Raw genomic sequence first — 25876 nt, 5'->3', positions numbered from 1 at the left:
GGTGTAACAGGAAAGTACTCCTGTTACACCAAAAAACTGCGGCCCGGAATATCCGGACCGCAGTCTTTATGTTTCGTGGAAATGTTTTCTCTGCATGTATTAGCAGCAGAATCCACCACCGCCGCCGCCACAGCAGCACAGAAGAAGGATGATCCAGATGAAATCACATCCGTTGCTTCCGCCGCAGCCACAGCCGCAGTTACTTCCGCCGCCGCAACCGCAGCCGCCTCCGAAACCACCGCCGCCGCCGCAGCAGCACAGAATCAGGATCAACCAGATAAAGTTGCATCCACTTCCCCCATTGTTGCATTCACAGCCACATCCACATCCACAATTTGTTGCTGCCAGATCACTCATATTTGTTCCTCCAAATAAATTGTTTACACTTAAATGTATGTGACCCTGCTTGCCACTGTTTCCACATTTTTCGTAAAATTTTAGAATTCATATGATTGAACTTATCCAATACTTGTGTATAATTAGTTACAAACGGGAAAAGAGGTAGATTATATGGAGAAATTATATTATAGACGGCCCTATGTAAAATCGTTCGGGGCGGTGGTGACAGACTGCCGGCAGGGGAAGAACGGCAGATTCCAGGTGACTCTGGACCGGACAGGCTTCTATCCGGAGGGCGGCGGTCAGCCGGGAGATACCGGAAGCCTGGGATCCGTGAAGGTACTGGATGTCCATGAAAAGGCAGGGGAGATTATTCACGAGACCGACGGACCTTTAGAGGCAGGGACAGCCGTTACAGGTACCATCGATTGGGATAGACGGTTCGGATACATGCAGAACCATTCGGGAGAACATATATTTTCGGGACTGGTACATAAAAAGTATGGGTTCGATAATGTGGGATTTCATATGGGAAGCGAGGAGGTGACCGTTGACTTTAACGGAGTGATCACGGCGGAAGAGCTGGAGGCAGTAGAAAATGAGGTCAACCGCAAAATTGCGGAGAATCTGCCGGTTATGGAACTGTATCCAACCGCAGGGGAGCTGGACGCCATGGAGTACAGAAGCAAGAAGGAGCTGACCGGACAGGTGCGGATCATCGAGATTCCGGACGGCGATGTCTGCGCATGCTGCGGCACCCATGTCATGACCACCGGAGAGATCGGCATCTTTAAGATCACCGGCATGATTCACTACAAAGGCGGTATCCGGGTATCCATGCTCTGCGGTATGGACGCCCTTAAGGATTACCAGAAGAAACAGAAGACGGTGACGGAGCTGTCCGTGCTGCTTTCCGCCAAGCCGGAGAAAGTCACGGAAACCGTGGAGAAGTTAAAGATTGAAAGCGGTATGAAGGATGGGAAGATCAATCAGCTGTATCAGGAACTGTTTGCGGCCAGAATGGAACAGTTTGAGCGCAGCCAAAAGCCTCTGGCGGTATTTGAGGAGGGGCTGGCGCCGATTCAGCTTCGCCAGTACTGTACCATGCTCTATGAGGGCGGCAGAGGAAGTGTGGTCCTGGTCTGCTCCGGTACGGAAGGCAGCTACCAGTATGCGGCAGGAAGCAGCAGTTCCGATATGCGGGAACTGAGCAAATACTTAAACAAAGAATTAAACGGAAAAGGCGGCGGAAGCTCCCTCATGGCCCAGGGTACCTTTCAGGCAGCGAAACAGGAGATTCTGGAAACATTTACAGAACGGGTAAAGGAGTAATTTTATGGAATTAAATGACAGCAACATAAAGAAGCTGCGATGGCTTATCGTATTTACTGTGGCGGTTGTAGTGATCGGTGTGAACTACCGGCGTGTTTTTGCGGTGTTTATGATGATTTTCGGGTTCATCTCACCGTTTTTACTGGGCGGAGTCATGGCGTTTATCTTAAACGTCCCCATGCGCAGGATTGAGAAATTGCTTCCCATGAAGGAAAACAACAGACTGCGCCGTCCGATCAGCCTGGTTCTTACCCTGCTGTTTGTGGTGGGCCTGCTGCTCTTAGTCATTTTCGTCGTCATGCCCCAGCTGTTCGAGACATTTATGAGCCTGCAGAACAGTATACCGGTTTTCCTGGCAGGGGTGAAGAAGGGGGCGGAAGACTTATTCGCCCAGAATCCGGAAATCCTGGATTATATCAATGGAATCCAGATTGACTGGAAATCCTTCTCTGAGGATGTGATCGGATTCCTCTCCTCAGGAGCCAGCACCGTGCTGAATTCAACGATAACGGCGGCAGTTTCTATCGTCAGCGGCGTGACCACCTTTGGAATCGCACTGGTATTCGCGATCTATATTCTGCTTCAGAAGGAGACGCTTTCGGCTCAGATGAAGAAGCTGATGCGGGCGTTTCTGCCGGACAGGATCACGGAAAATATTTTGTCAGTTGCAGATCTGGCATACAATACATTTTCCCACTTCCTGACCGGTCAGTGCCTCGAGGCGGTGATTCTGGGAACCATGTTCTTCATCACACTGTCTGTTCTGCGGCTGCCTTATGCGCTGTTAGTCGGAGTGCTGATCGCGTTTACCGCGCTGATTCCCATATTTGGAGCGTTTATCGGCTGCGTGATCGGAGCGTTCCTGATGCTGATGGTGAAGCCGCTCGATGCACTTCTGTTTGTGGCGGTGTTCTTCATCCTTCAGCAGATCGAAGGAAACTTAATCTATCCCCATGTGGTGGGCAACTCGGTGGGACTTCCGTCCATCTGGGTTCTCGTTGCGGTTACCATCGGCGGCAGCGCCATGGGAATCGCCGGCATGCTGATCTTTATTCCGCTTTGTTCCGTCCTGTATTCTCTGCTCCGCGGAACGGTTTATGCGAGACTGGAAAAGAAAAACCAGGAGCAGAAAAAGAACCGTGGAAAGGTGAAGGCGCAGCCAGAGCCCGGACGCGCAAAATGATAAAAGCCGGAAGAACAGAAAATACGCATTGGAAAGGAAATAGTGATGAAAAGAATCCGTGCATACGGGATTATTCCGGGCGAAATGGAGCCGGGACCCCTCAATAAGATTACCGATGTTGCAGGCGTGACGGTGGGCCATGCCACCGTGAATACGGCGGAGCACAAGACGGGAGTCACGGTGATTCTGCCGTGTGAAGACAACCCCTATAAAAACAAGCTTACAGCCGCCGCTTACATCCATAACGGCTTCGGTAAGAGCCAGGGGTTGGTTCAGATTGAAGAGCTGGGGACGTTAGAGACATTTATCGCGCTGACCAATACGCTCAATGTGGGCAAGGTACATGACGCGGTGGTCGACATGATGTCGGAGCAGTGTGAGCGGGAGGGAATCCAGGTCACCACCATCAATCCGGTTGTGGGAGAGTGCAACGATTCCGGTTTAAATCTGATAAAAGAGCGGATCATCGGTTTAGAGGAGGTTCGGACGGCGGTCCGGGAGGCGAAACGGGATTTTGAAGAGGGCGCTGTCGGCGCCGGAACGGGAACCGTCTGCTTCGGCTTAAAGGGCGGTATCGGTTCCGCGTCCAGGCAGTTTCGACTCGGAGGAAAGACGTATACGGTCGGCGCGCTGGTGCAGTCGAATTTTGGAAGCACGAAGAATTTAATGATCTGCGGGGAGATGGTGGGAAGAGAACTGGAGAAGAAGACGAAGCCGGCTTTGCTGGACCGGGGATCCATCATGACTGTGATTGCGACAGATTTGCCGCTCTCCGACCGGCAGCTAAAGCGGGTGATTAAGAGAGCCGGAGTAGGGCTCAGCCGGACCGGATCCTTCATGGGACACGGGAGCGGCGACGTAATGATCGGTTTTACGACGGCAAACCGGATTTCGGAAGAGAGGGATCCGGAGATCCTGACCATCCGGATCTTAAAAGAAAGCCTCCTGGACACGGCCTTTACGGCCGCGGCGGAAGCTGTGGAAGAAGCAGTATTAAATTCGCTGGCCATGGCGTCGACAACAGTCGGCTATCAGGGGGAGATACGATACTCCCTGACGGACTTATGGCTGTCAGGGCTCAGCACCGCGGATCAGGCAGCGGCAGATCAGGCGGCAGATTCGACAAATTAATCGAAATCAACGTGGTAGTTCTTGTCCGCGATATGGATATCGATGCTGCTTAAGTTAAAGTTATTCTCAAAAATCTGAAGTCTGTATTCAAAAAATGTATCATCCGTCTTCTTAGAGAAAAAGACGTAGGCACCCGGTTCCCTGTTTTCGATCTCGTCACAGATTTCATTGTAAATCTCTTCTCCGTCGGCAGGGAACGGGCAGCCAGAGGTTTTGATCGTTTCTTCGATTGTTCTGTATAATTCTTCCATAATAAAAATCCTCTCTATATTTATGTTCTTGAATTTATGCTCTTGAATTTATGTTCTTGGCCCGCGTCTGTTTGATGTCGTCCAGAAGCAGTGCGGAGATGCGCAGATTGCCGCGGCCGCATCCGATGCCGATATCCGGCTTGTTGGCCCCGTGAAAGTCGGAGCCGCCGGTGGGGAACAGACCGTATTTGACGGCCAGTTTCTTAAGCTTCCCGCTTTCGTACTGATTGTTGGATGAGTGGTAGACTTCCAGGCCGGCCAGTCCGTCTTCTTTTAAGGAGGCGACCAGTGCTTCCAGCCTTGCATCGCCGAGATGGTACTGGTATGGATGGGCGAGGACCGGAGACGCTCCGCAGCCGGTCAGGATCCGGAGCGCGTAGGAGGGCTCGATGGTCTCTTTCTTTGGACACCAGCGGCCGCCGTATTTTAAATACTTTTTAAATGCCTGGTCCATGGAGGAGACATATCCTTTTTCCATCAGGACGCGGGCGAAATGGGCCCTCGTGATGACCGTATCGGGATTGCCGGCGGTGAGCTCTTCCCTGGTCAGTACCATGCCGTCCTCCGAAAAACGGCGGATCATCTCGTCGTTGCGTTTCTCGCGGAGTATAAGGAGACGGTCGGTTTCCCGGAGAAATGCGGGATCGTCCGGATTTACATACAGTCCCAGAACGTGGATTTCTTCCCCCTCGTAGTGGCAGGATAGCTCGATGCCGGGAATGATTTCGATGGGAAGGCCGCGGGCGGCCTCTATAGCCTGCGGGATGCCGGCGATGGTGTCGTGGTCGGTCAGAGCGATGGCGGTCAGTTCTTTTTCCACTGCGAGAGCGACGACGGCGGCCGGGGTGAGCGTGCCATCCGAGGCGTTAGAATGAACGTGCAGATCGATGAGTTCCATAATTACCTCCAATTTGAAATACTTTAGTAATACTATAGTAACATGTTTTTTACGTTCTGTAAAATGTAGAAAAACGACGAAAAATAATTAAGAAAATTCATAAATTTGTAATAGCATTTCCCACAAAGTATGGTATACTACTCAATGTAATATACACTATCATGTGAAAAGGTGAAATAGATGAGTCAGACAGGCAACAGACAGAGTGGAACATCAAGATCTTATTCCTCTCAGGGAACACGGAAGACAGGAACGGGAGCTTCCAGAAAGACAAGCCAGGGAAGCAGGGGCCAGTCCTCAAGATATAAGAGTTCCTACCAGCCGCGGGGCGGTTCAGGAAGGGGTTCAAAGCGGAAGAAGCGTCCGCAGTATGATATCACGAAGATTCTGCTGGGGATCATTATCGCGGTGGTTGCCGTGATCGTGATTATGGCGGCAGTGAAGTTCGTAGGAAGCAGGCCTGCTGAGGTGGAGACGGGCGAGACGACGAGCCAGCCGGAGCCGGAGCTTCAGAAGGAAGTTTCCGTAGATGGGATATCCATCACCGGAATGTCCAGAGAACAGGCGAAAAAGGCGATTCTGGACAAGTATGAGTGGGGCATGAAGATTACGTATAAGGATGATACGTATGAGGTCGCCGATTTACTGGAGACGAAGGTGGATTCACTTTTAGGAGATATCTATACAGGCGAACCGAAGGAAAGCTATACCCTGGATATGAACGGACTGGACGAAGCGGCCGCGGAAGAGGCCAGGAAGGCCGCCGCCAAGTGGGACGTGAAGGCCAAGAACGGTTCCGTATCCGGTTTCGACAAGGAAGCAGGGAAGTTTATCTACTCGGGAGAGCAGAACGGTCTGGTGATCGACCAGGAGAAGCTGGTTTCCGATATTCTGGCTCAGTTAAAGGATAAAAATTTCAGCGCTGTGATTGAAGCCACCGGCAAGGAGACGGCTCCGGAGATCACGGAGGCACAGGCCAAGGAGCTGTATCAGGTGATTGGAACCTATAGCACTACGACCACGGCCAACAAGGACAGAAACAAGAACATCGAACTGGCTGCCGAAGCGCTTAACGGCCTGATCTTACAGCCGGGCGAGGAATTTTCTTTCAATAAGGCCACGGGAGAGCGTTCCGAGGCCAAGGGGTACCGGCCGGCCGGTGCCTATGTAAACGGTGAACTGGTGGAAGAGCCGGGCGGCGGCGTATGCCAGGTTTCATCCACACTCTACAACGCGGTCATTTTCTCGGGTCTTACGACGACAGAGCGCCATGCGCACAGCTATGAACCCTCTTACGTAACGCCGGGCGAGGACGCCATGGTAAGCTTCGGCGGACCCGATATGAAATTTATCAACACCTCTTCGACGGCAATTGCCCTCAGAGCCAGCTTTGCAGACCGGCAGCTGAAGATTTCCGTTGTGGGTATCCCGATTCTGGAAAAGGGAGTTACACTTTCCATGACCTCCAAGAAGACGGCGGAACTGGATGCTCCGGCGCCGGTTTACGAAGAAGACCAGACCCTTCAGCCGGGAGAAGAGAAGATCGTCAAGGCGGAGACAAAGGGAAGCCGCTGGGTGACGAACATGGTGACGAAAAAGGACGGCGTCGTGGTAAGCGACGAGTTCTTCCACAACAGCACATACCGCGGCAAGCCCGCGACAATCAAGCGCAACACATCTGGCGTGGTGGTTCCTGCCACGGATGAGTCGTCTTCAGGAGGCAGCACTATCGCCACCTCGGAGGGAGACACATCGCCTTCCGGCGGGACGGATACTCCGGCGACGACAGCGCCGACCCAGCCGACTACGGCACAGCCTGATACGGTACCCGGACAGGGACCGGGAGAGCAGCCGACATCTGCTGCCCAGCCAACCACGACCCAGGCGGTACAGCCGGAGGGGCCGGGCGGAAGCGGCGGAAACAGCTCGGGACAGAACGTAGTTCCGCCGAGCCCGCTGAGCTAAAGGGCGATTTATGGACCGGATAAAAATTTTATCCGGTCCTTTTCTTGGCCTAAAAACGACAGGCGGCCGCCTGCAGCGGGCAGTTCCCGGTGTTTCGCGGAATTGTTCCTAAAATAGTACGTAATTTTCCATTTTTCTTATTTGCAATTTGTTAAATAATTGTTATAATAGTAAACAGGTCACTATCCCTTCGGGGAACCAAACTATACAATATTCACATTTGTAGGAGGAAATCAAAATGGCAAGAAAAATGAAAACCATGGATGGAAACCACGCAGCAGCACATGCATCTTACGCATTTACTGATGTAGCGGCTATCTATCCGATTACCCCATCCTCACCTATGGCGGAAGCTTCAGATGAATGGGCAACCGACGGAAGAACCAATATCTTCGGTCATACAGTACAGATTACAGAGATGCAGTCTGAGGCAGGTGCAGCAGGTGCTGTTCACGGATCCTTATCTGCAGGTGCGCTGACCACCACCTACACCGCATCCCAGGGTCTGTTATTAATGATCCCGAACCTTTATAAAATCGCAGGCGAGCAGTTACCGGGTGTATTCAACGTTTCCGCACGTGCAGTTGCAAGCCATGCTTTATCAATCTTTGGTGACCACTCCGACGTATACGCATGCCGTCAGACCGGCTGCGCAATGTTATGCGAATCCAGCGTTCAGGAAGTTATGGATTTAACTCCTGTTGCACATATGGCAGCTCTTGAAGGAAAAGTTCCGTTCATCAACTTCTTTGACGGTTTCCGTACATCTCATGAGATCCAGAAGGTGGAGACCTGGGATTACGAAGATTTAAAAGAGATGGTTGACATGGACTCAGTGGACGAGTTCCGTCGTCATGCATTAAATCCAAACCATCCCTGCCAGAGAGGTTCTGCTCAGAACCCGGATATCTTCTTCCAGGCAAGAGAAGCATGTAATCCATATTACGAAGCATTACCGGCTATCGTTCAGAAATACATGGACAAGGTCAATGCTAAGATCGGTACCGATTATAAGCTGTTCAACTACTACGGCGCTCCGGATGCAGAGCACGTAATCGTATCCATGGGTTCCGTAAACGATACAATCGAAGAGACCATCGACTACATGGTAGCACGGGGACATAAGGTTGGTGTTGTTAAAGTTCGTCTTTACAGACCATTCTGCGCAGACGCTCTTGTTGAAGCAATCCCGGATACTGTTAAGACGATTTCCGTATTAGACAGAACAAAAGAGCCTGGATCCCTTGGCGAGCCGTTATACTTAGACGTAGTGGCAGCTTTAAGAGGAACCAAGTTCGATCAGGTTAAGATATTAACCGGACGTTACGGCTTAGGCTCCAAGGATACAACACCGGCTCAGATCGTTGCTGTATTCGATAACGAGACAAAGACACCTTTTACCATCGGCATTATCGATGATGTTACTCATTTATCTCTTGAGACAGGTGCTCCGCTGGTTACTACTCCAGAAGGAACAACCAACTGTAAGTTCTGGGGTCTTGGCGCCGACGGTACGGTAGGTGCTAACAAGAACTCCATCAAGATCATCGGTGACAACACAGATATGTACGCTCAGGCTTACTTTGATTATGACTCCAAGAAGTCCGGCGGCGTTACCATGTCCCACTTACGTTTCGGACATACACCGATCAAATCTACCTATTTAATTCATAAGGCAAACTTCGTAGCATGTCACAATCCGTCCTATGTACGCAAGTACAACATGGTTCAGGAATTGGTTGACGGCGGTACCTTCTTACTGAACTGCCCATGGGATGCAGAAGGCCTTGAGAAACATTTACCGGGACAGGTTAAGCAGTTTATCGCTGACCACAACATCAACTTCTACACCATCGACGGTGTGAAGATCGGTATCGAGACAGGCATGGGCCCGACACGAATCAACACGATCTTACAGTCCGCATTCTTCGAGCTGACAGGAATCATTCCTGCTGAGAAGGCAAACGAACTGATGAAGGCAGCTGCAAAGGCTACCTACGGACGTAAGGGCGAAGACGTTGTTATGAAGAACTGGGCAGCTATCGACGCAGGCGCCAAGGGCGTTGTTAAGGTAGAGGTTCCGGAGAGCTGGAAGTCCTGCACAGACGAAGGCCTTGACATGACTCACGCAGCCAGCGGCCGCAAGGATGTTGTAGACTTCGTTAACAACATTCAGGCTAAGGTCAGCGCTCAGGAGGGCGATTCCCTGCCAGTATCCGCATTTACAGAGTATGTAGACGGTTCCACACCATCCGGTTCTTCCGCGTATGAGAAACGTGGTATCGCTGTAAATATTCCTAACTGGAATCCAGACAACTGTATCCAGTGTAACTTCTGTGCATACGTTTGTCCTCATGCAGTAATCCGTCCGGTTGCCATGACAGCTGAAGAGGCTGCACAGGCTCCAGAAGGAACAAAGATGCTTGATATGACAGGCATGCCTGGCTACAAGTTCTCCATGACAGTATCCGCTCTTGACTGTACCGGATGCGGCTCCTGTGCGAACGTATGTCCTGGCAAGAAGGGCGAGAAGGCTCTTACCATGGTCAACATGGAAGCAAACTACGCTGAATCTCAGAAGGTATATGACTTCGGTCAGACTCTTCCGATCAAGCAGGAAGTTATCGACAAATTTAAACCTACCACCGTTAAGGGAAGCCAGTTCAAACAGCCATTACTTGAATTCTCAGGCGCATGTGCGGGCTGTGGCGAGACTCCTTACGCAAAATTAATTACCCAGTTATTCGGTGACAGAATGTACATCGCTAACGCAACCGGATGTTCTTCTATCTGGGGCAACTCTTCACCGTCCACACCTTACACAGTAAACGAAAAGGGACAGGGTCCTGCATGGTCCAACTCCTTATTCGAGGATAACGCTGAGTTCGGTTACGGTATGTTATTAGCTCAGAACGCGATCAGAGACGGCTTAAAGGCAAAAGTTGAGTCCGTTATGAACTCTGAAGCAGCTTCTGAGGAAGTAAAAGCAGCATGCAAGGAATATTTAGATACCTTTACATGCGGCGCAACCAACGGTGTTGCAACCGATAAGTTAGTTGCTGCATTAGAAGGCTGTGACTGTGAGACATGCAAAGCCATCGTGAAGGACAAAGATTTCTTAGGAAAGAAATCCCAGTGGGTATTCGGTGGTGACGGCTGGGCTTACGATATCGGATTCGGCGGTGTTGACCACGTTCTTGCAAGCGGCAAGGATATCAACATCATGGTATACGATACAGAAGTTTACTCCAACACAGGCGGACAGGCTTCTAAGGCTACCAAGACAGGCGCTGTTGCACAGTTCGCTGCCGGCGGTAAGGAAGTTAAGAAGAAAGACCTTGCAAGCATCGCAATGAGCTATGGCTATGTATACGTAGCACAGATCTCCATGGGTGCTGACTATGCACAGACCGTTAAGGCCATTGCAGAGGCAGAGGCTTATCCGGGACCGTCCTTAATCATTGCTTACGCTCCATGTATCAACCATGGTATCAAGAAGGGCATGAGCAAGGCTCAGACAGAAGAGAAACTGGCTGTTGAGTGTGGATACTGGAATAACTTCCGTTTCAACCCGGCTGCTGAGAAGAAATTCTCTCTGGACAGCAAGGCTCCGACAGGAGATTATCAGGAATTCTTAAAGGGCGAGGTTCGTTACGCTTCCTTAGCTATGAAGAATCCTGAGAGAGCAGCTGATCTGTTCGCTAAGAACGAGGCAGATGCGAAGGAAAGATATGATTATCTGACAAAGCTTGTTACACTGTATGGTGATAAATAAGATTTGAAGGACTGCGCCCGGGCGATATGCCCGGGCGTTTTTTTGACACGAAAGAAGTCCTATATTTTGGGCGGATCCGGGGGATATTTTGTGTAATGTGATAAATTTCACGAAAATGGGAAAATACGGGGTAAAATGGAAAAAAATCGCTTGCAAATTCTTCGCACTGCGTGTAAATTATGTTGATGTAGCATCATGATTTTGTGGTGCAGTGAACAGAAAATCTGAATAAACAAGTGAGGACAGAAAACGATGGCAAAGAAGCAGACAAAGGATATGACAACCGGCTCACCGATGAAGCTTATATTGAGCTTTTTGATTCCCATGCTGTTCGGTCTGCTGTTTCAGCAGCTGTATAATATGGTTGATACCATTATCGTTGGAAAGTATCTGGGCGTGAACGCGCTGGCCGCGGTGGGATCCACCGGCTCGATCAATTTTATGATTATCGGGTTCTGCGTCGGTGTGTGCAGCGGCTTTGCAATTCCGGTGGCACAGAAGTTTGGAGAGAAGAATGAGGTCGCGCTCCGGCGGTTTGTCGCCAACGGAGGCTGGCTGGCTCTGATCTTTGCGGTCGTGATGACAGCCGTGGTCTGTGTGCTGTGCCGGAATATCCTTATCTGGATGAATACGCCGGCGGACATTATCGACGGGGCGTACTCCTACATTTTTATTATATTTTTGGGAATACCGGCTACATACCTTTATAACATTCTGTCCGGAATTATCCGGTCTCTGGGGGACAGCACCACGCCGCTTTACTTCCTGCTGGTTTCCTCGATTATGAATATTTTCCTGGATTTCTTTACGATTCTCGTCCTGCATATGGGCGTGGCGGGAGCCGCATGGGCGACGGTGATCTCCCAGGGCGTCTCCGGCGTTCTCTGTCTGCTCTACATGAGAAAGAAGTTTGCGATTTTAAAGATGCAGGGGGACGAGTGGAAGCCGGATAAGAATGCCATGATGACGCTGTGCGGCATGGGAATTCCCATGGGACTTCAGTATTCCATTACAGCCATCGGAAGCGTTATCTTACAGACAGCGGTCAATTCCCTGGGGTCGGTGGCGGTCGCATCTGTCACGGCCGGAGGAAAGATCAGTATGTTTTTCTGCTGCCCCTTTGACGCCATGGGGGCTACCATGGCTACCTACGGAGGCCAGAATATTGGAGCCAGAAAGCTGGACCGTATCGACAAGGGGATCAAGTCCTGTATTATCATCGGGGCTGTCTATTCGGTGATTGCGCTGGCCGGGCTCTATCTCTTCAGCGATGTGGTGGCGCTGCTGTTCGTGGATGCGGGGGAAGTGGAGATTTTAGCGAATACGAAGCAGTTTCTGGTTGCCAACAGTCTGTTCTATTTCCCATTAGCCCTCGTCAACATCGTGAGATTCATGATTCAGGGACTGGGTTATTCGAAATTTGCCATCATCGCGGGAGTCTGTGAGATGGCGGCGCGGTCCTTTGTCGGATTCTGTCTCGTTCCGGTCTTTGGATACGCAGCTGTTTGCTTTGCCAATCCCATCGCCTGGGTGGCGGCGGATCTGTTTCTGCTTCCGGCCTATCGCCATGTGATGGGGCGTCTGCGCAGGCTTTTGGGCAGGAATAATCAGAATGAGGACGCGGTTACGGCCTCTTAGAAAATATTTTGTAAAATTTAAGATAAATTTGCTCCGGTACAGGCACTGGGAAGATAAGGTGGAATAAACTTAAAGTATAATAAACATAAAAGAGGGGCAATATGGACACTTTATCTTATATGCAGAATGATGCAGATACACCCGTGATTCCGCTGCCAAACCCAGGCGAGGGCGGACCGGTGCCGGATGGAGAAGACGAGAGTAATTTCCCGGTAGCTCCGCTGCCGAATCCAGGCGAAGGCGGGCCGATTCCAGATTTTGACGAGAGTCAGACTCCGGTGATTCCGCTGCCAAACCCGGGAGAGGGCGGACCAATTCCAACGTTTCCCGAGAGACCGAACAATGGGATCTGGGGTTCGATTATCACCGTGTTCCCAAGACCGATCATTCCCTGTTACTTCTGCAATACCACTCAGTACGGCGTCGTACGGTTCTTAAATGCCGCCGCCGGTTATAATCCATTCATAATTTACATCAACAATCAGATGGTGGTAAACGGTCTGGACAACGCGGAGGTCAGCCAGTACGGCCGCGTATCCGCCGGCATGCAGACCGTCACCGTATCGGGACAGAACGGCTATGTCTACATCCAGAAGCAGATCAACGTACCGTTAAACGGCGCAGTTACCGTAGCCATCATCAATACGAATACCGGTCTGGACTTAATGGAGATCACGGATATGAACTGCAACGGCGGAGCGAATACAGGATGCTTCCGCGTATGCAACTTATCCAATACGAACCGCAGCGTCAACGTCACGCTGAACGGCGGCGCGGTTACCTTCCGCAACGTGAATTACCGCGAAGTGACCAGCTTCCGATATCTGCCGGCCGGATATTATACGGTTTCCGTCTCCAACAGCTCGGCGTTTGCAGGAAGCCCGCTTCTGACCTCCAATATCTATATCAGGGGAAATGTCTCCTATACACTCTATGTGTTTAACTGGAACAATTCTCAGGATGCGATCAGGATTCTTATAGTGGAAGACAGACGAAATTAATGGATGACTCCTGTTACTGTTTTTTTAGCACCTCCGGTTGACAAACCGGGGGTGTTTGTGTATACTATGTGTATTAGATGTATTAATACAGTATAGGAGGTGCCATATGATTCTGCTGGATTACAAAGACCGCAGACCGATTTACGAGCAGGTCGTGGAAAAACTGCAGGACCTGATGATATGCGGTGTTCTGGAACAGGACAGCCAGCTTCCGTCGGTCAGGAGTCTGGCCACGGATTTGTCCATTAATCCCAACACGATACAGCGGGCTTACGCGGAACTGGAACGACGCGGCTTTATTTATTCCGTAAAGGGGCGTGGAAGCTTCGTATCGGATACGAGTTCCATCAGGGCTTTAAAGGTGAGCGAGCTGCGGAAAGAGCTGGGCGGCTGGCTCGGTGAGGCGAGGAACGCAGGGGTGACGGAAGATAAGGTTCACTGCTGGGTCGCCGAGGACTGGAAGGGACAAAAATCTATGGTAAGGGAGGAAGAGCAGCGTGATAAAAGCGGAGAATCTGACGAAACGGTTTGATGATATGATTGCCGTGGATCATATTAATGCAGAGATTAAGGACGCCTCCGTGTTCGGTTTAATCGGGACGAACGGGGCGGGGAAGAGCACATTTTTAAGGATGATGAGCGGCGTTTTAAAACCCGATGAGGGAAGCGTCACGATCGATGGGAAGAATGTATTCGAGAGGGAGGACGTCAAGCAGCGGTTCTTCTACATATCGGATGAACAGTATTTTTTCAGCAATGCGACTCCGCTGGAGATGATGGAGTTCTACAGACGTGTCTATCCGAAGTTTGATAAGACTAGATTTCACAAGCTGCTGTCCGGTTTCGAATTAAACGGCAGGAGAAAGGTCAATACATTTTCCAAGGGTATGAAGAAGCAGCTGTCTGTGATCTGCGGAATCTGTGCGAATACGGATTACTTATTCTGTGACGAGACGTTTGACGGCCTGGACCCTGTGATGAGGCAGGCGGTGAAGAGCATATTTGCAGGCGACATATCGGAGCGGAATCTGACTCCTATTATTGCTTCCCATAATCTGCGGGAGCTGGAGGATATCTGTGACCATGTGGGACTCCTTCACAAGGGAGGAATCCTGCTGTCCAAGGATTTGGATGATATGAAACTCAATATTCATAAGATTCAGTGCGTATTGAGAGAGGGAATGGACGCGGATGATTTAGTGGCATTCGACCGGCTTAAGACGGAGCGGAGAGGAAAGCTTATAACCATCACCGTGAGAGGAAGCCGGGAAGAGGCGGAATCTGTGATGGAGTCCTATAGTCCGGTATTTTATGAGATTATTCCATTGTCCCTGGAAGAGATATTTATCAGTGAGACGGAGGTGGCAGGATATGACATCAAAAAACTTATTCTTTAATCTGATGAAAGAGGACTTGAAGCGGCGCCTCTGGGCGGTGGCTCTCACCTTTTTAACCTTCTTTTTTGCACTGCCGGTGGCTACGGCTTTGAGTCTCAGCGGCAGCAGAAACATGGAGGAAACGTACTACGGTCTGATGTATGGCGCCCGGTCGATCCTCGGCTTTAACAATGGATTCTTAGCAGTAATTATCGTGCTGCTGTCGCTGATCCTGGGCGTGACCAGTTTTTCCTGGCTGCATTCCAGAAAAAAGGTGGATTTCTACCACTCGCTTCCTGTAAGGCGTGAAAAGCTGTTTTTTGTGAATTTTCTGGACGGTGTGCTGATCCTGTTTTCTACATATGCGGTCAATTTACTGCTGGGCTTACTGGTTGCCCTGGTGAATGGAATCGTCCCCGGGGATATTGTTCCAGAGGCATTGGGGGCGTTTGGCTTCCTTCTGCTTCACTTCATTATGCTGTATTCCGTGACCGTGCTGGCCATGGTAATGACCGGCAATATTCTGGTTGGAATCCTGGGAACCGGCGTGTTCCATCTGTATTTTCCGGCGCTGCTCCTGCTTCTGGATGCCCTGTATCAGGAATTCTTTAAGACCAGCTATAACGGCGGAAGCAGTATTACATACAGGCTTATCGATAAATGCTCTGCGCTGACGCTGTATATCAGCAACTATTCGGCATTTATGGATGGGGCGAAGAGCGGAAGCCTTGTATTAAGGATCTGTGCGGTGATTCTCGTCATCGCGGCGGTAACGGCGGCAGCAGTTCTGCTTTACCGTGTGAGAGGTTCGGAGGCGGCCGGAAAGGCTATGGCGTTTAAGGTAAGCCAGCCAATTATCCGCATTCCGATTGTAATCCTCTCCGCACTCTGTGGTGGACTGTTCTTCTGGTATCTGCATGACAGTATCGGATGGGCGGTGTTTGGACTGATCTGCGGCCTGCTGCTGTCGCACTGTATAATCGAAATCATTTACCACTTTGATTTCCGGAAGCTGTTCTCCAGCAGGATTTCCATGGCGGTGTGTGCACTTGCCGCGGCACTGATATTCTGTGGGTTCCGCTTTGACTTATTTGGCTACGACAAGTACATTCCGAAGCAGTCGGATCTGGAATCCGTGGCAGTCTCCCTGACGAATATGGAATACTGGGTGGACTACGGAAGCGCGAAAATGGACGATGAAGATGAATATTACTGGGATTACGAGTCTTCCGACACATACATCTTCTCCCGTATGCAGCTCTCCGATATGGACACAGCGCTGGCTCTCGTCTCAGAGGCGGTCAGCCAGGTGGAAAAAGAGAAGGAGCGTCAGTATCAGTGGGATTCTGAGGATGGAGATCATTACGTCAGCTTCTCTGTGAAGTTTAAACTGAAGAATGGCAGAGAAGTGTACCGTTCCTATGCTGTTTACGGTGATAAGGAGTACGATCTCATCAGGAAGATCTATGACAGCCAGGATTACCGCATGGCGGCTTATCCGGTTTTGGAACAGACTCCGGAGAATACCGGAAAGATCAAGGTAGTACAGAACAGCTGGACCAGAGATGTGACACGGGGCAGCAGTAAAGAGGGGACGGATTACGTCGATCTGATACTCCGCACCTATCAGGAGGAGATGGCAGGCCTGACATCAGACGTGATGGAGCAGCAAAACCCGATCGCCCAGATTCAGTTTATGACTGACATACAGGTGCAGGCGGAAAAATCAAAGGAAAAGAACGGTTATTCCTGGAGATACAACAATGTGATGGACAGGGGCTACTACCCGGTATACCCGTCCTTTAATAAGACCATTGGACTGCTGGAGGACTGCGGCATCAGGCTGACTACTGTGACCGATGCGGGTGAGGTGATAAGGGCCGATATTGATCTCTATCAGCTGGCGGAGAAAGACGACTCGAGATACTACGATAAGGATATTACTTCTCAGCTTACGGTTACGGACAAAGAAGAAGTGGCGGCACTGATGGAGACGGCCAGGCTGGAGGATTACTCGAATATGAACCCGTTCAGTGAATGGGATGACCGGATCACCTTTGAAGCGGTGGTGAAGGGCAGCAGCGGGCAGATCAGCCACGAATACAGTATCCGCAAAGCAGATATGCCGGAATTCTTAAAGAAGGAGTCGGAGCGTTTTAACAGAGAAGTGGAAACAGTCTCTGATTGACTTTTTCCTCCAATGACGATAAAATGATAAGAGTGACAAGTCAAAGGAGGAACTACGTATGGCATTTTTGGAAGAATTGGGAAAGACCCTTACGGATACCGGCAAAGAAGTGGCCACAAAGGCAAAGGCACTTACGGAGACGATACAGTTAAAGACGCAGATCAGCACGGAGAAGACGAAGCTGGAGGAAGCCTATGCCGCCATCGGACGGATCTATTACGAATCCAACCGTGAGCCGGAAGAGGCCTATGCCAAGGTATACGATGCTGTCAAGGCGTGCAGGGAACGTATCGCAGCCCTGGAGATTGAACTGACCCAGAGCGAAGGCAGCCGGATCTGTGCAGTCTGCGGCGCAAAGGTTCCGAAGGATTCCTTATACTGCGGCAAATGCGGTGCTTCGATTAAGGAAGAAGCGGCGGAAAGCGAAGACGTGAATGCTGCTGCGGAAGAACAGGCGGCTTCTGAGGAAGAAGCAGAGCGCCCAGCCGGCGTTCCTGCGGCAGAAGAGGACGCATTTGTTCCGACGGAAGAGTATTAAACATAATCAAAAAGAGTGAAGGTATCAGGAGTGCTGTGCGGGAGACCGTATGGCACTCTGTTTTTGTTACAGTTCACTCCCCATCAGGGACACCGCAGTCCGAGCCTGCCCGGCCGAACCGGACTGCAGTGTCCCTGGTGGGGAGTGAACTGTAACCTGTTTTTTACATTTTTCCTAAATTTTGCAAACAGGTATGTAAATTTCAAGTAAAGTGTGGTAGACTAAATCCGATTCTTAAGAAATGAAGTACGATGAGGTACAAAGGAGATCCGCCATGAAGGCATATGGGAAACGGCTGGGGAAGATTGTGATTCTGGCAGCTGTTTTAAATTTATTGATCGAGTTTATCAGCAGGAAGTCGTTATCAGTGCTTTTGGCCTATGTGTTGGAAAGTCCGCTGGTCTTCCTTTTAAATACATGCATTATCGCCCTGCCATTTACAGTGCTGTTTCTTACGAGGCGCAGGGTGTTTGGGGCAATCGTGCTGTCGATTGTCTGGCTGGGGATGGGAGTCGTGAACGGGATACTCCTGATTTTCCGTACGACTCCGTTTACGGCGGCGGATTTCAGGCTGATCAAGTACGCGGCCAATATTGCGACCACGTATTTCACCTGGATGCAGCTGGTTATGATAGCGGCGGCCCTGGTGGTGGTGACGGTATTCTGCGTGTTTGTGTGGCGGATTGCACCGGTCAGCCGAGAAAAGGTCAATTACGTCAAGAGCACGGCGGCTGTGGGGATCAGCGCGGCGGTGATTCTGGGACTGACGACAGCTGCCATGAACACCGGGCTGGTGGCAGTGCGGTTCGGCAATATCGGAGCGGCGTTTCAGGCGTACGGTTTCCCCTACTGCTTTGCCAATTCCATGTTCAACACGGGAATCTCCAAGCCGGAGGACTATGGTACGGAGACGATCGAGGTGATTAAGGCGGAGGAGCTGGTTCCGGAAAATACATATGCGGTCTCGGCCAGTACGAAGCCGAATGTCATCATGATCCAGCTGGAGTCCTTTTTCGACCCGCTTCTGTGGAAGAAGAATCCGGTGACGGGCAATCTTAAATCCGGTACGGAGGAGGACTACGATCCTATCCCATTTTTTCACCGTCTTCAGAAGAGTTATCCTCACGGGTATTTAAATGTGCCATCCGTTGGGGCGGGGACAGCCAATACGGAATTCGAAGCCATCACCGGGATGAATCTGGATTTTTTCGGACCGGGAGAGTATCCCTATAAAACCGTGCTGAAGAAGACCTCTTGTGAGAGCGTAGCCTTCGATTTAAAAAATCTCGGATATACGGCCCATGCCATCCATAACAATGAGGCGACATTTTATGACAGGAACAATGTGTTTGCCCAGATCGGATTTGATACGTTTACGCCCATTGAGTACATGAACAATATCGAGAGAAATCCGGCCGGTTGGTGTAAGGATAAGATCCTGGTCAAGGAGATCATTAAGACGCTGGATTCCACAGAAGGACCGGACTTTATCTATACCATATCGGTTCAGGGGCACGGAAAGTATCCGGATTTCGAGTATTACTGTGAGCAGATTAATGAGATGGATGATTTTATCCGTTCTCTTGTCAACACGCTTCGCACGCGGGAGGAGCCGATCGTGCTAGTCATGTATGGTGACCATCTTCCCAGCTTCGAATGGACGGAAGATGAGATGATCAACAAATCCCTGTACCAGACAGAGTATGTGGTCTGGAACAACATGAACCTCCCGAAGAAGAAAATGGATGTGGAGGCGTATCAGCTGGCCGCCCACGTGCTGGATATGCTGGGCATTCACGAGGGGACCATGATGCGGTTCCATCAGAACTACTTAAACGGCGGCATGGAGGATGAAGAGACGTATCTGGCTGATATGAAGGCGCTGGAATATGATATTCTGTACGGTGACCGGGAGGTCTACGGCGGGGAAAATCCCTACCAGACCACGGATTTACAGATGGGAATCGATCCCATCACCATTGATGATATTGTGTATAACGATTCCAATATTCTGGTGTACGGCGAGAATTTTACACCATATTCCAGAATCTGCCTGGACGGAAAGGCGGTGGAGACCACATTTGTGTGGCCGGAACTGATCATTGCCAGAAATATTCCGGAGAAAAAAGTCACAGATGCCGATATTACGGTGTGGCAGATCGGAAGGGATAAGATTCCGCTGGGAGAGGGAGTCAGAGAAAAGGGGAAAGGATCATGAGCGACGACAGGGAATTGAAGGCAGTGTGCCGGGCATTTGAGAATAACGGAATTATACCCAGGGAGTATACCGGCTTTGGCAGAGATATATCACCGGGGTTTGAGTTAAAGAATCTCTGTGAGAATGCGGTCTCGGTTGCCGTGATTATGGATGATCTGGATATCCCGTTTATCCCGGCTTATAATCACTGGCTGATCTGGAATCTTCCGGCAATGGCCGTGATTCCGGAAAATATCCCTTGTGGAGCGGTTGTAAAAGAACTGGGAAATGCCGTGCAGGGACGCGGGTATGGAAAAAACAGATACCGGGGACCGAAGCAGCCTGTTTTTGTGAGGAATACACACAGATATGTTTTTCGGTTTTACGTCCTTGACTGCCTGCTTCCGCTGGATGGAACTGCGGGGAAAAAGGAGCTGCTGAAGGCGATGGAAGGGTATGTGCTGCAAAAAGGGGAGCTATGCGGGAAGTATAAGCGGGGGATGTAGGAGAGGAAACAGGCTGGAAATCGGTCGGAGATAAATCTATTAAAAAGAATGCCTGAAGCAAAACCAGGGATCATACGTTGATCCGGTCTGCTTCAGGCATTCTTTTTTATTGCGATCCGTATTTAAATTTTAATCAGCTCGTATTCCTTATTTCCAAGACCGATTTTTACGCCGTGTTCTACTGCGGTCTTCCAGTTGGTATCCGGGTGAACGTCTGTAAAGTGGTCGTGGTGCTCGCTGCCGTGCTTTTCCAGAATGCTTCCCGCAATAACCGGCTGGCTGTTGACTGCGTCCACACAGGCCATGTCCAGGGCCACCGGGTCGAAGGAGGCGAACATACCGACATTGGGAATAATCGGGATATCGTTCTCGGAGTGGCAGTCACAGTTTGGCGAAACGTCTGTAACGAGGCTGATATGGAAGCAGGGGCGGTCTTTCACGACTGCATACGTGTATTCCGCGATCTTGCAGTTTAAGATGTCGTTGGACTCATCACAGTCTGTCTCCACGGCATCTACCGGACAGACTCCGACACAGCGTCCACAGCCGACACAGCGATTGTGATCGATAGAGGCCTTTTTCTCCTGGAAGGAGATGGCTCCGTGCGCACAGTTTCTCTCGCAGGCGTGACAGCCGACACAGGTCTCCTGGGCGACGTGGGGCTTTCCGGCGTTATGCATCTCCATCTTGCCGGCGCGGGAACCGCAGCCCATGCCGATGTTCTTTAAGGTGCCGCCGAAACCGGTGCTCTCATGGCCCTTGAAATGGGTCAGGGAGATGAAGATATCGGCATCCATGACGGCGCGTCCGATCTTTGCTTCCTTTATGTAGTCACCATCGATGGGGACCAAAGCCTCATCGGTGCCCTTTAAACCGTCGGCAATCAGAACGTGGCAGCCCGTAGAGAAGGGGGAAAAACCGTTCTCGTAAGCGGTGTCAAGGTGATCCAGAGCGTTTTTGCGGCTTCCAACGTACAGCGTGTTGCAGTCGGTCAGAAACGGTTTTCCGCCGTTTTCACGAATCAGGTCTGCGACGACCTTTGCGTAGTTGGGACGGAGAAAAGATAAGTTGCCCAGTTCTCCGAAATGGATCTTGATTGCCGCGTATTTGTTCTGAAAATCAATCTGTTCCATGCCGGCAGTTTTAATAAGCCTCTTTAGCTTCTGCGGCAGATTTTCTGAAAATGTGGTGTGAAAATTCGTATAGTAAACCTTTGATTTATCCATGTGCACCTCCTGTGCGTGATTGATAAAAATTTCCATTTAGATATTATACTGTAAATGAGGGAGGAGTTCAAGACGTTTTCATGAACTGCTACATTGTTTCCGCAACTCCCATGGTCTGGATATTGAATTATGGAAAATTTTGTGATAAACTAGGGAGAAAATATGATTTAACAACACAGGAGGAAGAATCATGAGCCAGAATAAGCGTTCCAGAGAGACAGTTTGTATTCAGGGCGGATGGCAGCCGAAGAGCGGAGAACCCAGAGTACTTCCGATCTATCAGAGTACTACATTTAAATATGATGACAGCGATAAGATGGGCAGACTGTTCGATCTGGAGGATGAAGGATATTTCTATACCCGCTTAGCCAATCCGACGAACGACGCGGTGGCATCGAAAATATGTGAACTGGAGGGCGGCGTGGCCGCGATGCTGACATCCTCAGGACAGGCAGCGTCATTTTTCTCTATTTTAAATATCTGCGGGGAGGGAGATCACGTGATCAGTTCTGCGGCAATCTACGGCGGAACGACCAATCTCTTTACCGTGACACTTAAGAAACTGGGAATTGATTCGACTCTGGTGGATCCGGATGCGACAGAGGAAGAACTGGAGAAGGCATTTAAACCGAATACGAAGGCGGTATTTGGTGAGACGATCGCCAATCCGGCCCTGGTGGTTCTGGACATTGAAAAGTTTGCGAGGGCAGCACACAGACACGGCGTGCCGCTGATTATTGACAATACGTTTGCGACTCCGATCAACTGCCGTCCGTTTGAGTGGGGCGCCGATATCGTGACCCATTCTACCACAAAGTATATGGACGGCCATGCAACCTGCGTGGGCGGCTGCATCGTGGACAGCGGTAATTTTGACTGGGAAGCGAATGCGGAGAAGTTCCCCGGGCTGACCACTCCGGATGAATCGTATCACGGCATCATTTATACACAGAAATTCGGAAAGATGGCCTATATCATGAAAGCGACGGCTCAGCTTATGCGTGATCTTGGCTCCATCCAGTCCCCGATGAACGCATTCCTTTTAAATCTGGGCCTGGAGACGCTGCATTTACGTGTGCCGCGCCACTGTGAGAACGCGCTGCGCGTGGCGGAATACTTAAAATCCCGCGATGACGTGGAGTGGGTGAACTATCCGGGATTAAAGGGAGACAAGTACTATGAACTGGCTCAGAAGTACATGCCGGACGGAACCTGCGGCGTGATTTCCTTTGGACTGAAGGGGGGACGCGACGCGGCCGTTTCATTTATGGACCGCCTGAAGCTGGCCGCCATCGTGACTCATGTTGCGGATGCGCGTACTTCCGTGCTCCATCCGGCAAGCCACACCCACAGACAGCTGACCGATGAACAGCTGGTGGAAGCGGGTGTGGATCCTTCGATGATCCGTTTCAGCGTTGGTATTGAGAACGTGGATGATATTATCGAAGATATTCGCCAGGCACTGGAATAGAGACAGATGTAAATCATACTGAAAACAGGCTGCGGGGTTCGTTTCTTAACAGAATGCGAACCCCGCAGCTTGTTGCACATTATAGTCACATGGTGTATAATGTGTAATGATTTATACAGGAGAGGAGACAAAGGATGAAGAAGGCTAGAAAACTTTTGAGGATCATATTCGGACGAACTGCGTTTGTGGTGATGTCACTGCTGCTGCAGGTAGCGATACTGCTTGCAGGTTTCCGCTTCCTGAGTCATTACATGGTCTATATTTACGGAGGCTTTACACTGCTCAGCGCATTTGTAATCCTCTATGTCGTAAATAAGGATGAGAATCCAAGCTTTAAGCTGGCGTGGATCATTCCGATTACGGTGATTCCCGTGTTCGGTACGCTGCTCTATCTCTTTCTGGAGCTGCAGTGGGAAGGAAAGATTATTAACAAAAGGCTGAGGGAAAATATCACGGATACCCAGCCGTATCTGGAGCAGAATCCCCGTTACATTGATCAGCTGGCAAAAACAAGCAGGAGCAACGCGAATCTTGCTGCCTATATCGAGAACTCCGGCAGCTATCCGGTCTACGGCAACACCAATGTGAAGTATTACCCGGTGGGCGAAGAGATGTTCGAGGACATGAAGAAGGAGCTGGAGAAGGCGAAACGCTTCATTTTTATGGAATATTTTATCGTGGAACGGGGGGAGATGTGGGACAGTATCTTAGAGATTCTGGAGCGCAAGGTACAGGAAGGCGTGGAAGTCCGGTTTATGTATGACGGTATGTGCTGCCTCGTCCTCCTTCCGTACAGTTATCCCAAGGAATTGAGGGCCAAGGGTATTAAAGCGAAGATGTTCGCGCCGATCAGACCGGCCCTGTCCACCTACCAGAATAACCGGGATCACAGAAAGATTCTGGTGATCGACGGCCACACGGCATTTACGGGCGGCATTAACCTGGCGGATGAGTATATCAACAGGAAGGTGCGTTTCGGCCACTGGAAGGATACCGGCATCATGGTGAAGGGCGACGCGGTCACCAGCTTTACCATGATGTTTCTCCAGATGTGGAATATTACGGAGAAAGAGCCGGAGGATTACGGACGGTATCTGAGGGATCCGGAATTTTTCTACCCGCCGGAGCTGTCCATGGAAGGCTTTGTGATCCCGTATGGGGACAGTCCCCTGGATCAGGAGACCGTAGGAGAGCTGGTGTACCTCGATATCATCAATACAGCCAGAAGCTACGTACATATTATGACACCGTATCTGATTCTCAACTATGAACTGGTACAGGCCCTGCAGTTTGCGGCCAAGCGCGGTGTCGAGACGATCATCATTATGCCCCATATTCCGGACAAGGAGTACGCATTTTTGCTGGCCAAGGCGCATTATGAGGAGCTGATCCGTGCGGGGGTGCAGATTTATGAGTACACGCCGGGCTTTGTCCATGCCAAGGTCTTTACCAGCGATGACGAGAAGGCGGTGGTCGGCACGATCAATATGGATTACAGAAGCCTGTATCTGCACTTTGAGTGTGCGGCTTATATTTACCGCAACGAAGTGATTAAGGATGTGGAGCGGGACTTTATGGAGACGCTGGCCAAGAGCCAGGTAATCACTCTGGAGGAGTGCCGGAATTATCCGTGGTATAAGAAGCTTGCAGGGCGCGTGCTGCGGCTGTTTGCACCGCTTATGTAGAACTGCGGGCGGCCGCTTCTAAAGGAAGCTGGCCGCCGCGTACAGAATGAGAAAAAACGCTATATTGACTGCGGTAAACACTGCCAGATAATGGGAAACCTTATCTGGCAGTTCTTTTATGTAGAATTTCAGAGAAATCAGGCTGGCCAGCGAGGCGATCGGCGTTCCCAGACCACCCAGGTTCGTCCCGAGCAGGAGTGATTTCCAGTCGTTAGTAAAACCGGAGAGGAGCACTGCCGCCGGAACATTGCTGATAAACTGGCTCGTCAGGGCGGAGAACAGCACCGGATTCCGGTTCAGAATCTCTGCCATAAAGCGCTTTAACCAGTCGAGCTGCCCCATGTTGCCTGCGAACAGGAAGAAGCAGACGAAGGTGAGAAGCAGAAGGTAATCCGCGGTGCGAAACAGCTTTCTGTCGAAGAGAAGGAGACAGACGACGGTGACGGCCAGCACGATCCGGTAATCCAGAACGCGGAATACGGACAGGAGGCAGAGAAGGAACAAAAACAAAAAGAGCGCCGGATGAGCGGGCTTTTCCGAGGCCGCCGCCGGAGCGTCAAACCGGATCTGCATGGGGATCCGGGGAATGCGGAACACTGCCGCAGTGAGGAGCAGGAAGCTCAGCGCGGTTAAGGGCAGCAGGACAGCGAAGAAGCTGCCTGCCGGTATGGAAAAACGTCCGTACAGGAAGAGGTTCTGCGGATTTCCCACCGGGGTGGCCATGCTCCCCAAGTTTGCCGCCACAGTCTGGAGCACCACGATCCAGGCCATATGCTTCTTTTCGCCGATCATATCCAGAATAAGGATGGTAAAGGGGACGAAGGTCAGGAGAGCCACGTCATTGGTGATCAGCATGGAACAGAAGAAGGGCAGCATAACCAGCATCCAGGAGAGCTGCCGGAAATTATTCTCGCCGGAAAGCAGTTTCCTCGCCATCAGGACGAAGAGACCGCATTCCTGAAATCCGGCCACCACCACCATCAGACAGAATAAAAGGGCCAGGACCCGGAAGTCCACGTATCCGATGTAAGCGGCGGAGGGCGGGACGAGAAACATGGAAAAGACGGCACAGACCAGGGAAACCGTCAGAATTGTATCTTTTTTTGCGGCGGCCAGAATGCGGCGGCCGATGGCCTTTCGTGTAAGGTTCAAGAGTTAGCCTCCTTATGCGGTGCA

20 protein-coding genes are annotated in these 25876 nt (G+C 50.7%); 15 read left to right on the top strand and 5 right to left on the bottom strand.

What is annotated here, in order from left to right:
- Positions 1 to 99: 99 nt before the first annotated feature.
- Positions 100 to 357 carry a hypothetical protein gene (locus tag DFR60_RS22870; RefSeq protein WP_110324962.1) on the bottom strand — a complete coding sequence of 86 codons (258 nt, stop codon included), beginning with the start codon at positions 355 to 357 and terminating at the stop codon, positions 100 to 102.
- 153 nt (positions 358 to 510) lie between these two features.
- Here DFR60_RS22870 and DFR60_RS22865 point away from each other — a divergent pair, with 153 nt between their 5' ends.
- The 3 genes from DFR60_RS22865 to DFR60_RS22855 are packed head-to-tail and all read left to right on the top strand — an operon-like array spanning position 511 to position 3985.
- A complete protein-coding gene (locus DFR60_RS22865) occupies positions 511 to 1671 on the top strand; it encodes an alanyl-tRNA editing protein (RefSeq protein WP_110324961.1) in 1161 nt (386 codons plus the stop codon).
- 4 nt (positions 1672 to 1675) lie between these two features.
- Positions 1676 to 2854, top strand: a complete 1179-nt coding sequence (locus DFR60_RS22860) for an AI-2E family transporter (RefSeq protein WP_110324960.1) — start codon at positions 1676 to 1678, stop codon at positions 2852 to 2854.
- A gap of 45 nt (positions 2855 to 2899) precedes the next feature.
- Entirely contained in the window at positions 2900 to 3985 is a 1086-nt protein-coding gene (locus tag DFR60_RS22855; RefSeq protein ID WP_110324959.1) for a P1 family peptidase, read from the top strand.
- Here the strand turns inward: DFR60_RS22855 and DFR60_RS22850 are convergent.
- Together DFR60_RS22850 and DFR60_RS22845 are read right to left on the bottom strand one after the other, a co-directional pair.
- Positions 3982 to 4236 (bottom strand): hypothetical protein, encoded by a 255-nt coding sequence (locus DFR60_RS22850; protein WP_110324958.1) that lies wholly within the window; start codon positions 4234 to 4236, stop codon positions 3982 to 3984. The genes DFR60_RS22855 and DFR60_RS22850 overlap by 4 nt on opposite strands.
- A 34-nt stretch (positions 4237 to 4270) precedes the next feature.
- Entirely contained in the window at positions 4271 to 5134 is an 864-nt protein-coding gene (locus tag DFR60_RS22845) for a PHP domain-containing protein (protein WP_110324957.1), read from the bottom strand.
- 180 nt (positions 5135 to 5314) lie between these two features.
- Here DFR60_RS22845 and DFR60_RS22840 point away from each other — a divergent pair, with 180 nt between their 5' ends.
- The 10 genes from DFR60_RS22840 to DFR60_RS22795 all read left to right on the top strand — a co-directional run bounded on the left by DFR60_RS22840 (position 5315) and on the right by DFR60_RS22795 (position 20318).
- The gene (locus tag DFR60_RS22840) at positions 5315 to 7099 is read left to right on the top strand and encodes a VanW family protein (protein ID WP_110324956.1); all 1785 of its coding nucleotides are present in this window, start codon (positions 5315 to 5317) and stop codon (positions 7097 to 7099) included.
- 238 nt (positions 7100 to 7337) lie between these two features.
- Entirely contained in the window at positions 7338 to 10874 is a 3537-nt protein-coding gene (gene nifJ / locus DFR60_RS22835; protein ID WP_110324955.1) for a pyruvate:ferredoxin (flavodoxin) oxidoreductase, read from the top strand.
- A 252-nt stretch (positions 10875 to 11126) separates the two neighbouring features.
- Positions 11127 to 12512 (top strand): MATE family efflux transporter, encoded by a 1386-nt coding sequence (locus tag DFR60_RS22830; protein WP_110324954.1) that lies wholly within the window; start codon positions 11127 to 11129, stop codon positions 12510 to 12512.
- Between the two features lie 101 nt (positions 12513 to 12613).
- Complete coding sequence (locus DFR60_RS22825) at positions 12614 to 13513, top strand: DUF4397 domain-containing protein (RefSeq protein ID WP_110324953.1); 900 nt, start codon at positions 12614 to 12616, stop codon at positions 13511 to 13513.
- A 106-nt stretch (positions 13514 to 13619) separates the two neighbouring features.
- On the top strand, positions 13620 to 14045 hold the full coding sequence (locus tag DFR60_RS22820) for a GntR family transcriptional regulator (RefSeq protein WP_002600065.1): 426 nt from the start codon (positions 13620 to 13622) through the stop codon (positions 14043 to 14045).
- Positions 14011 to 14910 (top strand): ABC transporter ATP-binding protein, encoded by a 900-nt coding sequence (locus DFR60_RS22815; RefSeq protein WP_110324952.1) that lies wholly within the window; start codon positions 14011 to 14013, stop codon positions 14908 to 14910. The genes DFR60_RS22820 and DFR60_RS22815 overlap by 35 nt, the downstream gene beginning before the upstream one ends.
- Positions 14885 to 17077, top strand: a complete 2193-nt coding sequence (locus DFR60_RS22810; RefSeq protein ID WP_110324951.1) for a DUF6449 domain-containing protein — start codon at positions 14885 to 14887, stop codon at positions 17075 to 17077. The genes DFR60_RS22815 and DFR60_RS22810 overlap by 26 nt, the downstream gene beginning before the upstream one ends.
- Positions 17078 to 17135: 58 nt before the next feature.
- A complete protein-coding gene (locus DFR60_RS22805) occupies positions 17136 to 17615 on the top strand; it encodes a zinc ribbon domain-containing protein (protein WP_110324950.1) in 480 nt (159 codons plus the stop codon).
- A 274-nt stretch (positions 17616 to 17889) separates the two neighbouring features.
- A complete protein-coding gene (locus tag DFR60_RS22800; RefSeq protein WP_110324949.1) occupies positions 17890 to 19833 on the top strand; it encodes an LTA synthase family protein in 1944 nt (647 codons plus the stop codon).
- Positions 19830 to 20318: a YbhB/YbcL family Raf kinase inhibitor-like protein gene (locus tag DFR60_RS22795; protein ID WP_110324948.1), complete on the top strand. Its 489-nt coding sequence runs from the start codon at positions 19830 to 19832 to the stop codon at positions 20316 to 20318. The genes DFR60_RS22800 and DFR60_RS22795 overlap by 4 nt, the downstream gene beginning before the upstream one ends.
- A 122-nt stretch (positions 20319 to 20440) precedes the next feature.
- Here the strand turns inward: DFR60_RS22795 and DFR60_RS22790 are convergent, their stop codons facing one another.
- Complete coding sequence (locus DFR60_RS22790) at positions 20441 to 21544, bottom strand: DUF362 domain-containing protein (protein WP_110324947.1); 1104 nt, start codon at positions 21542 to 21544, stop codon at positions 20441 to 20443.
- A gap of 190 nt (positions 21545 to 21734) precedes the next feature.
- Between DFR60_RS22790 and DFR60_RS22785 the strand changes: the two genes are divergently transcribed.
- Together DFR60_RS22785 and cls are read left to right on the top strand one after the other, a co-directional pair.
- Positions 21735 to 23015: an O-acetylhomoserine aminocarboxypropyltransferase/cysteine synthase family protein gene (locus DFR60_RS22785; RefSeq protein ID WP_110324946.1), complete on the top strand. Its 1281-nt coding sequence runs from the start codon at positions 21735 to 21737 to the stop codon at positions 23013 to 23015.
- Positions 23016 to 23149: 134 nt separating this feature from the next.
- Positions 23150 to 24700: a cardiolipin synthase gene (gene cls, locus DFR60_RS22780; protein ID WP_110324945.1), complete on the top strand. Its 1551-nt coding sequence runs from the start codon at positions 23150 to 23152 to the stop codon at positions 24698 to 24700.
- Positions 24701 to 24718: 18 nt separating this feature from the next.
- On the opposite strand, the gene DFR60_RS22775 is transcribed toward cls, so the two are convergent.
- Entirely contained in the window at positions 24719 to 25852 is a 1134-nt protein-coding gene (locus DFR60_RS22775) for an SLC13 family permease (protein WP_110324944.1), read from the bottom strand.
- Positions 25853 to 25876: the final 24 nt, after the last annotated feature.

This window comes from Hungatella effluvii (assembly GCF_003201875.1).
GTDB lineage: Bacteria > Bacillota > Clostridia > Lachnospirales > Lachnospiraceae > Hungatella > Hungatella effluvii.
This window is presented reverse-complemented; position numbering and strand designations above follow the sequence as displayed.

Bases quoted from the DNA above. Each gene is read 5' to 3' on its own strand.
- DFR60_RS22845 (WP_110324957.1), bottom strand. From the start codon at position 5,134: ATGGAACTCATCGATCTGCACGTTCATTCTAACGCCTCGGATGGCACG.
- nifJ (WP_110324955.1), top strand. From the start codon at position 7,338: ATGGCAAGAAAAATGAAAACCATGGATGGAAACCACGCAGCAGCACAT.
- DFR60_RS22840 (WP_110324956.1), top strand. From the start codon at position 5,315: ATGAGTCAGACAGGCAACAGACAGAGTGGAACATCAAGATCTTATTCC.
- DFR60_RS22825 (WP_110324953.1), top strand. From the start codon at position 12,614: ATGGACACTTTATCTTATATGCAGAATGATGCAGATACACCCGTGATT.
- DFR60_RS22850 (WP_110324958.1), bottom strand. From the start codon at position 4,236: ATGGAAGAATTATACAGAACAATCGAAGAAACGATCAAAACCTCTGGC.
- DFR60_RS22860 (WP_110324960.1), top strand. From the start codon at position 1,676: ATGGAATTAAATGACAGCAACATAAAGAAGCTGCGATGGCTTATCGTA.
- cls (WP_110324945.1), top strand. From the start codon at position 23,150: ATGAAGAAGGCTAGAAAACTTTTGAGGATCATATTCGGACGAACTGCG.
- DFR60_RS22785 (WP_110324946.1), top strand. From the start codon at position 21,735: ATGAGCCAGAATAAGCGTTCCAGAGAGACAGTTTGTATTCAGGGCGGA.
- DFR60_RS22830 (WP_110324954.1), top strand. From the start codon at position 11,127: ATGGCAAAGAAGCAGACAAAGGATATGACAACCGGCTCACCGATGAAG.
- DFR60_RS22790 (WP_110324947.1), bottom strand. From the start codon at position 21,544: ATGGATAAATCAAAGGTTTACTATACGAATTTTCACACCACATTTTCA.
- DFR60_RS22870 (WP_110324962.1), bottom strand. From the start codon at position 357: ATGAGTGATCTGGCAGCAACAAATTGTGGATGTGGATGTGGCTGTGAA.
- DFR60_RS22800 (WP_110324949.1), top strand. From the start codon at position 17,890: ATGAAGGCATATGGGAAACGGCTGGGGAAGATTGTGATTCTGGCAGCT.
- DFR60_RS22855 (WP_110324959.1), top strand. From the start codon at position 2,900: ATGAAAAGAATCCGTGCATACGGGATTATTCCGGGCGAAATGGAGCCG.
- DFR60_RS22865 (WP_110324961.1), top strand. From the start codon at position 511: ATGGAGAAATTATATTATAGACGGCCCTATGTAAAATCGTTCGGGGCG.
- DFR60_RS22795 (WP_110324948.1), top strand. From the start codon at position 19,830: ATGAGCGACGACAGGGAATTGAAGGCAGTGTGCCGGGCATTTGAGAAT.
- DFR60_RS22805 (WP_110324950.1), top strand. From the start codon at position 17,136: ATGGCATTTTTGGAAGAATTGGGAAAGACCCTTACGGATACCGGCAAA.
- DFR60_RS22810 (WP_110324951.1), top strand. From the start codon at position 14,885: ATGACATCAAAAAACTTATTCTTTAATCTGATGAAAGAGGACTTGAAG.
- DFR60_RS22820 (WP_002600065.1), top strand. From the start codon at position 13,620: ATGATTCTGCTGGATTACAAAGACCGCAGACCGATTTACGAGCAGGTC.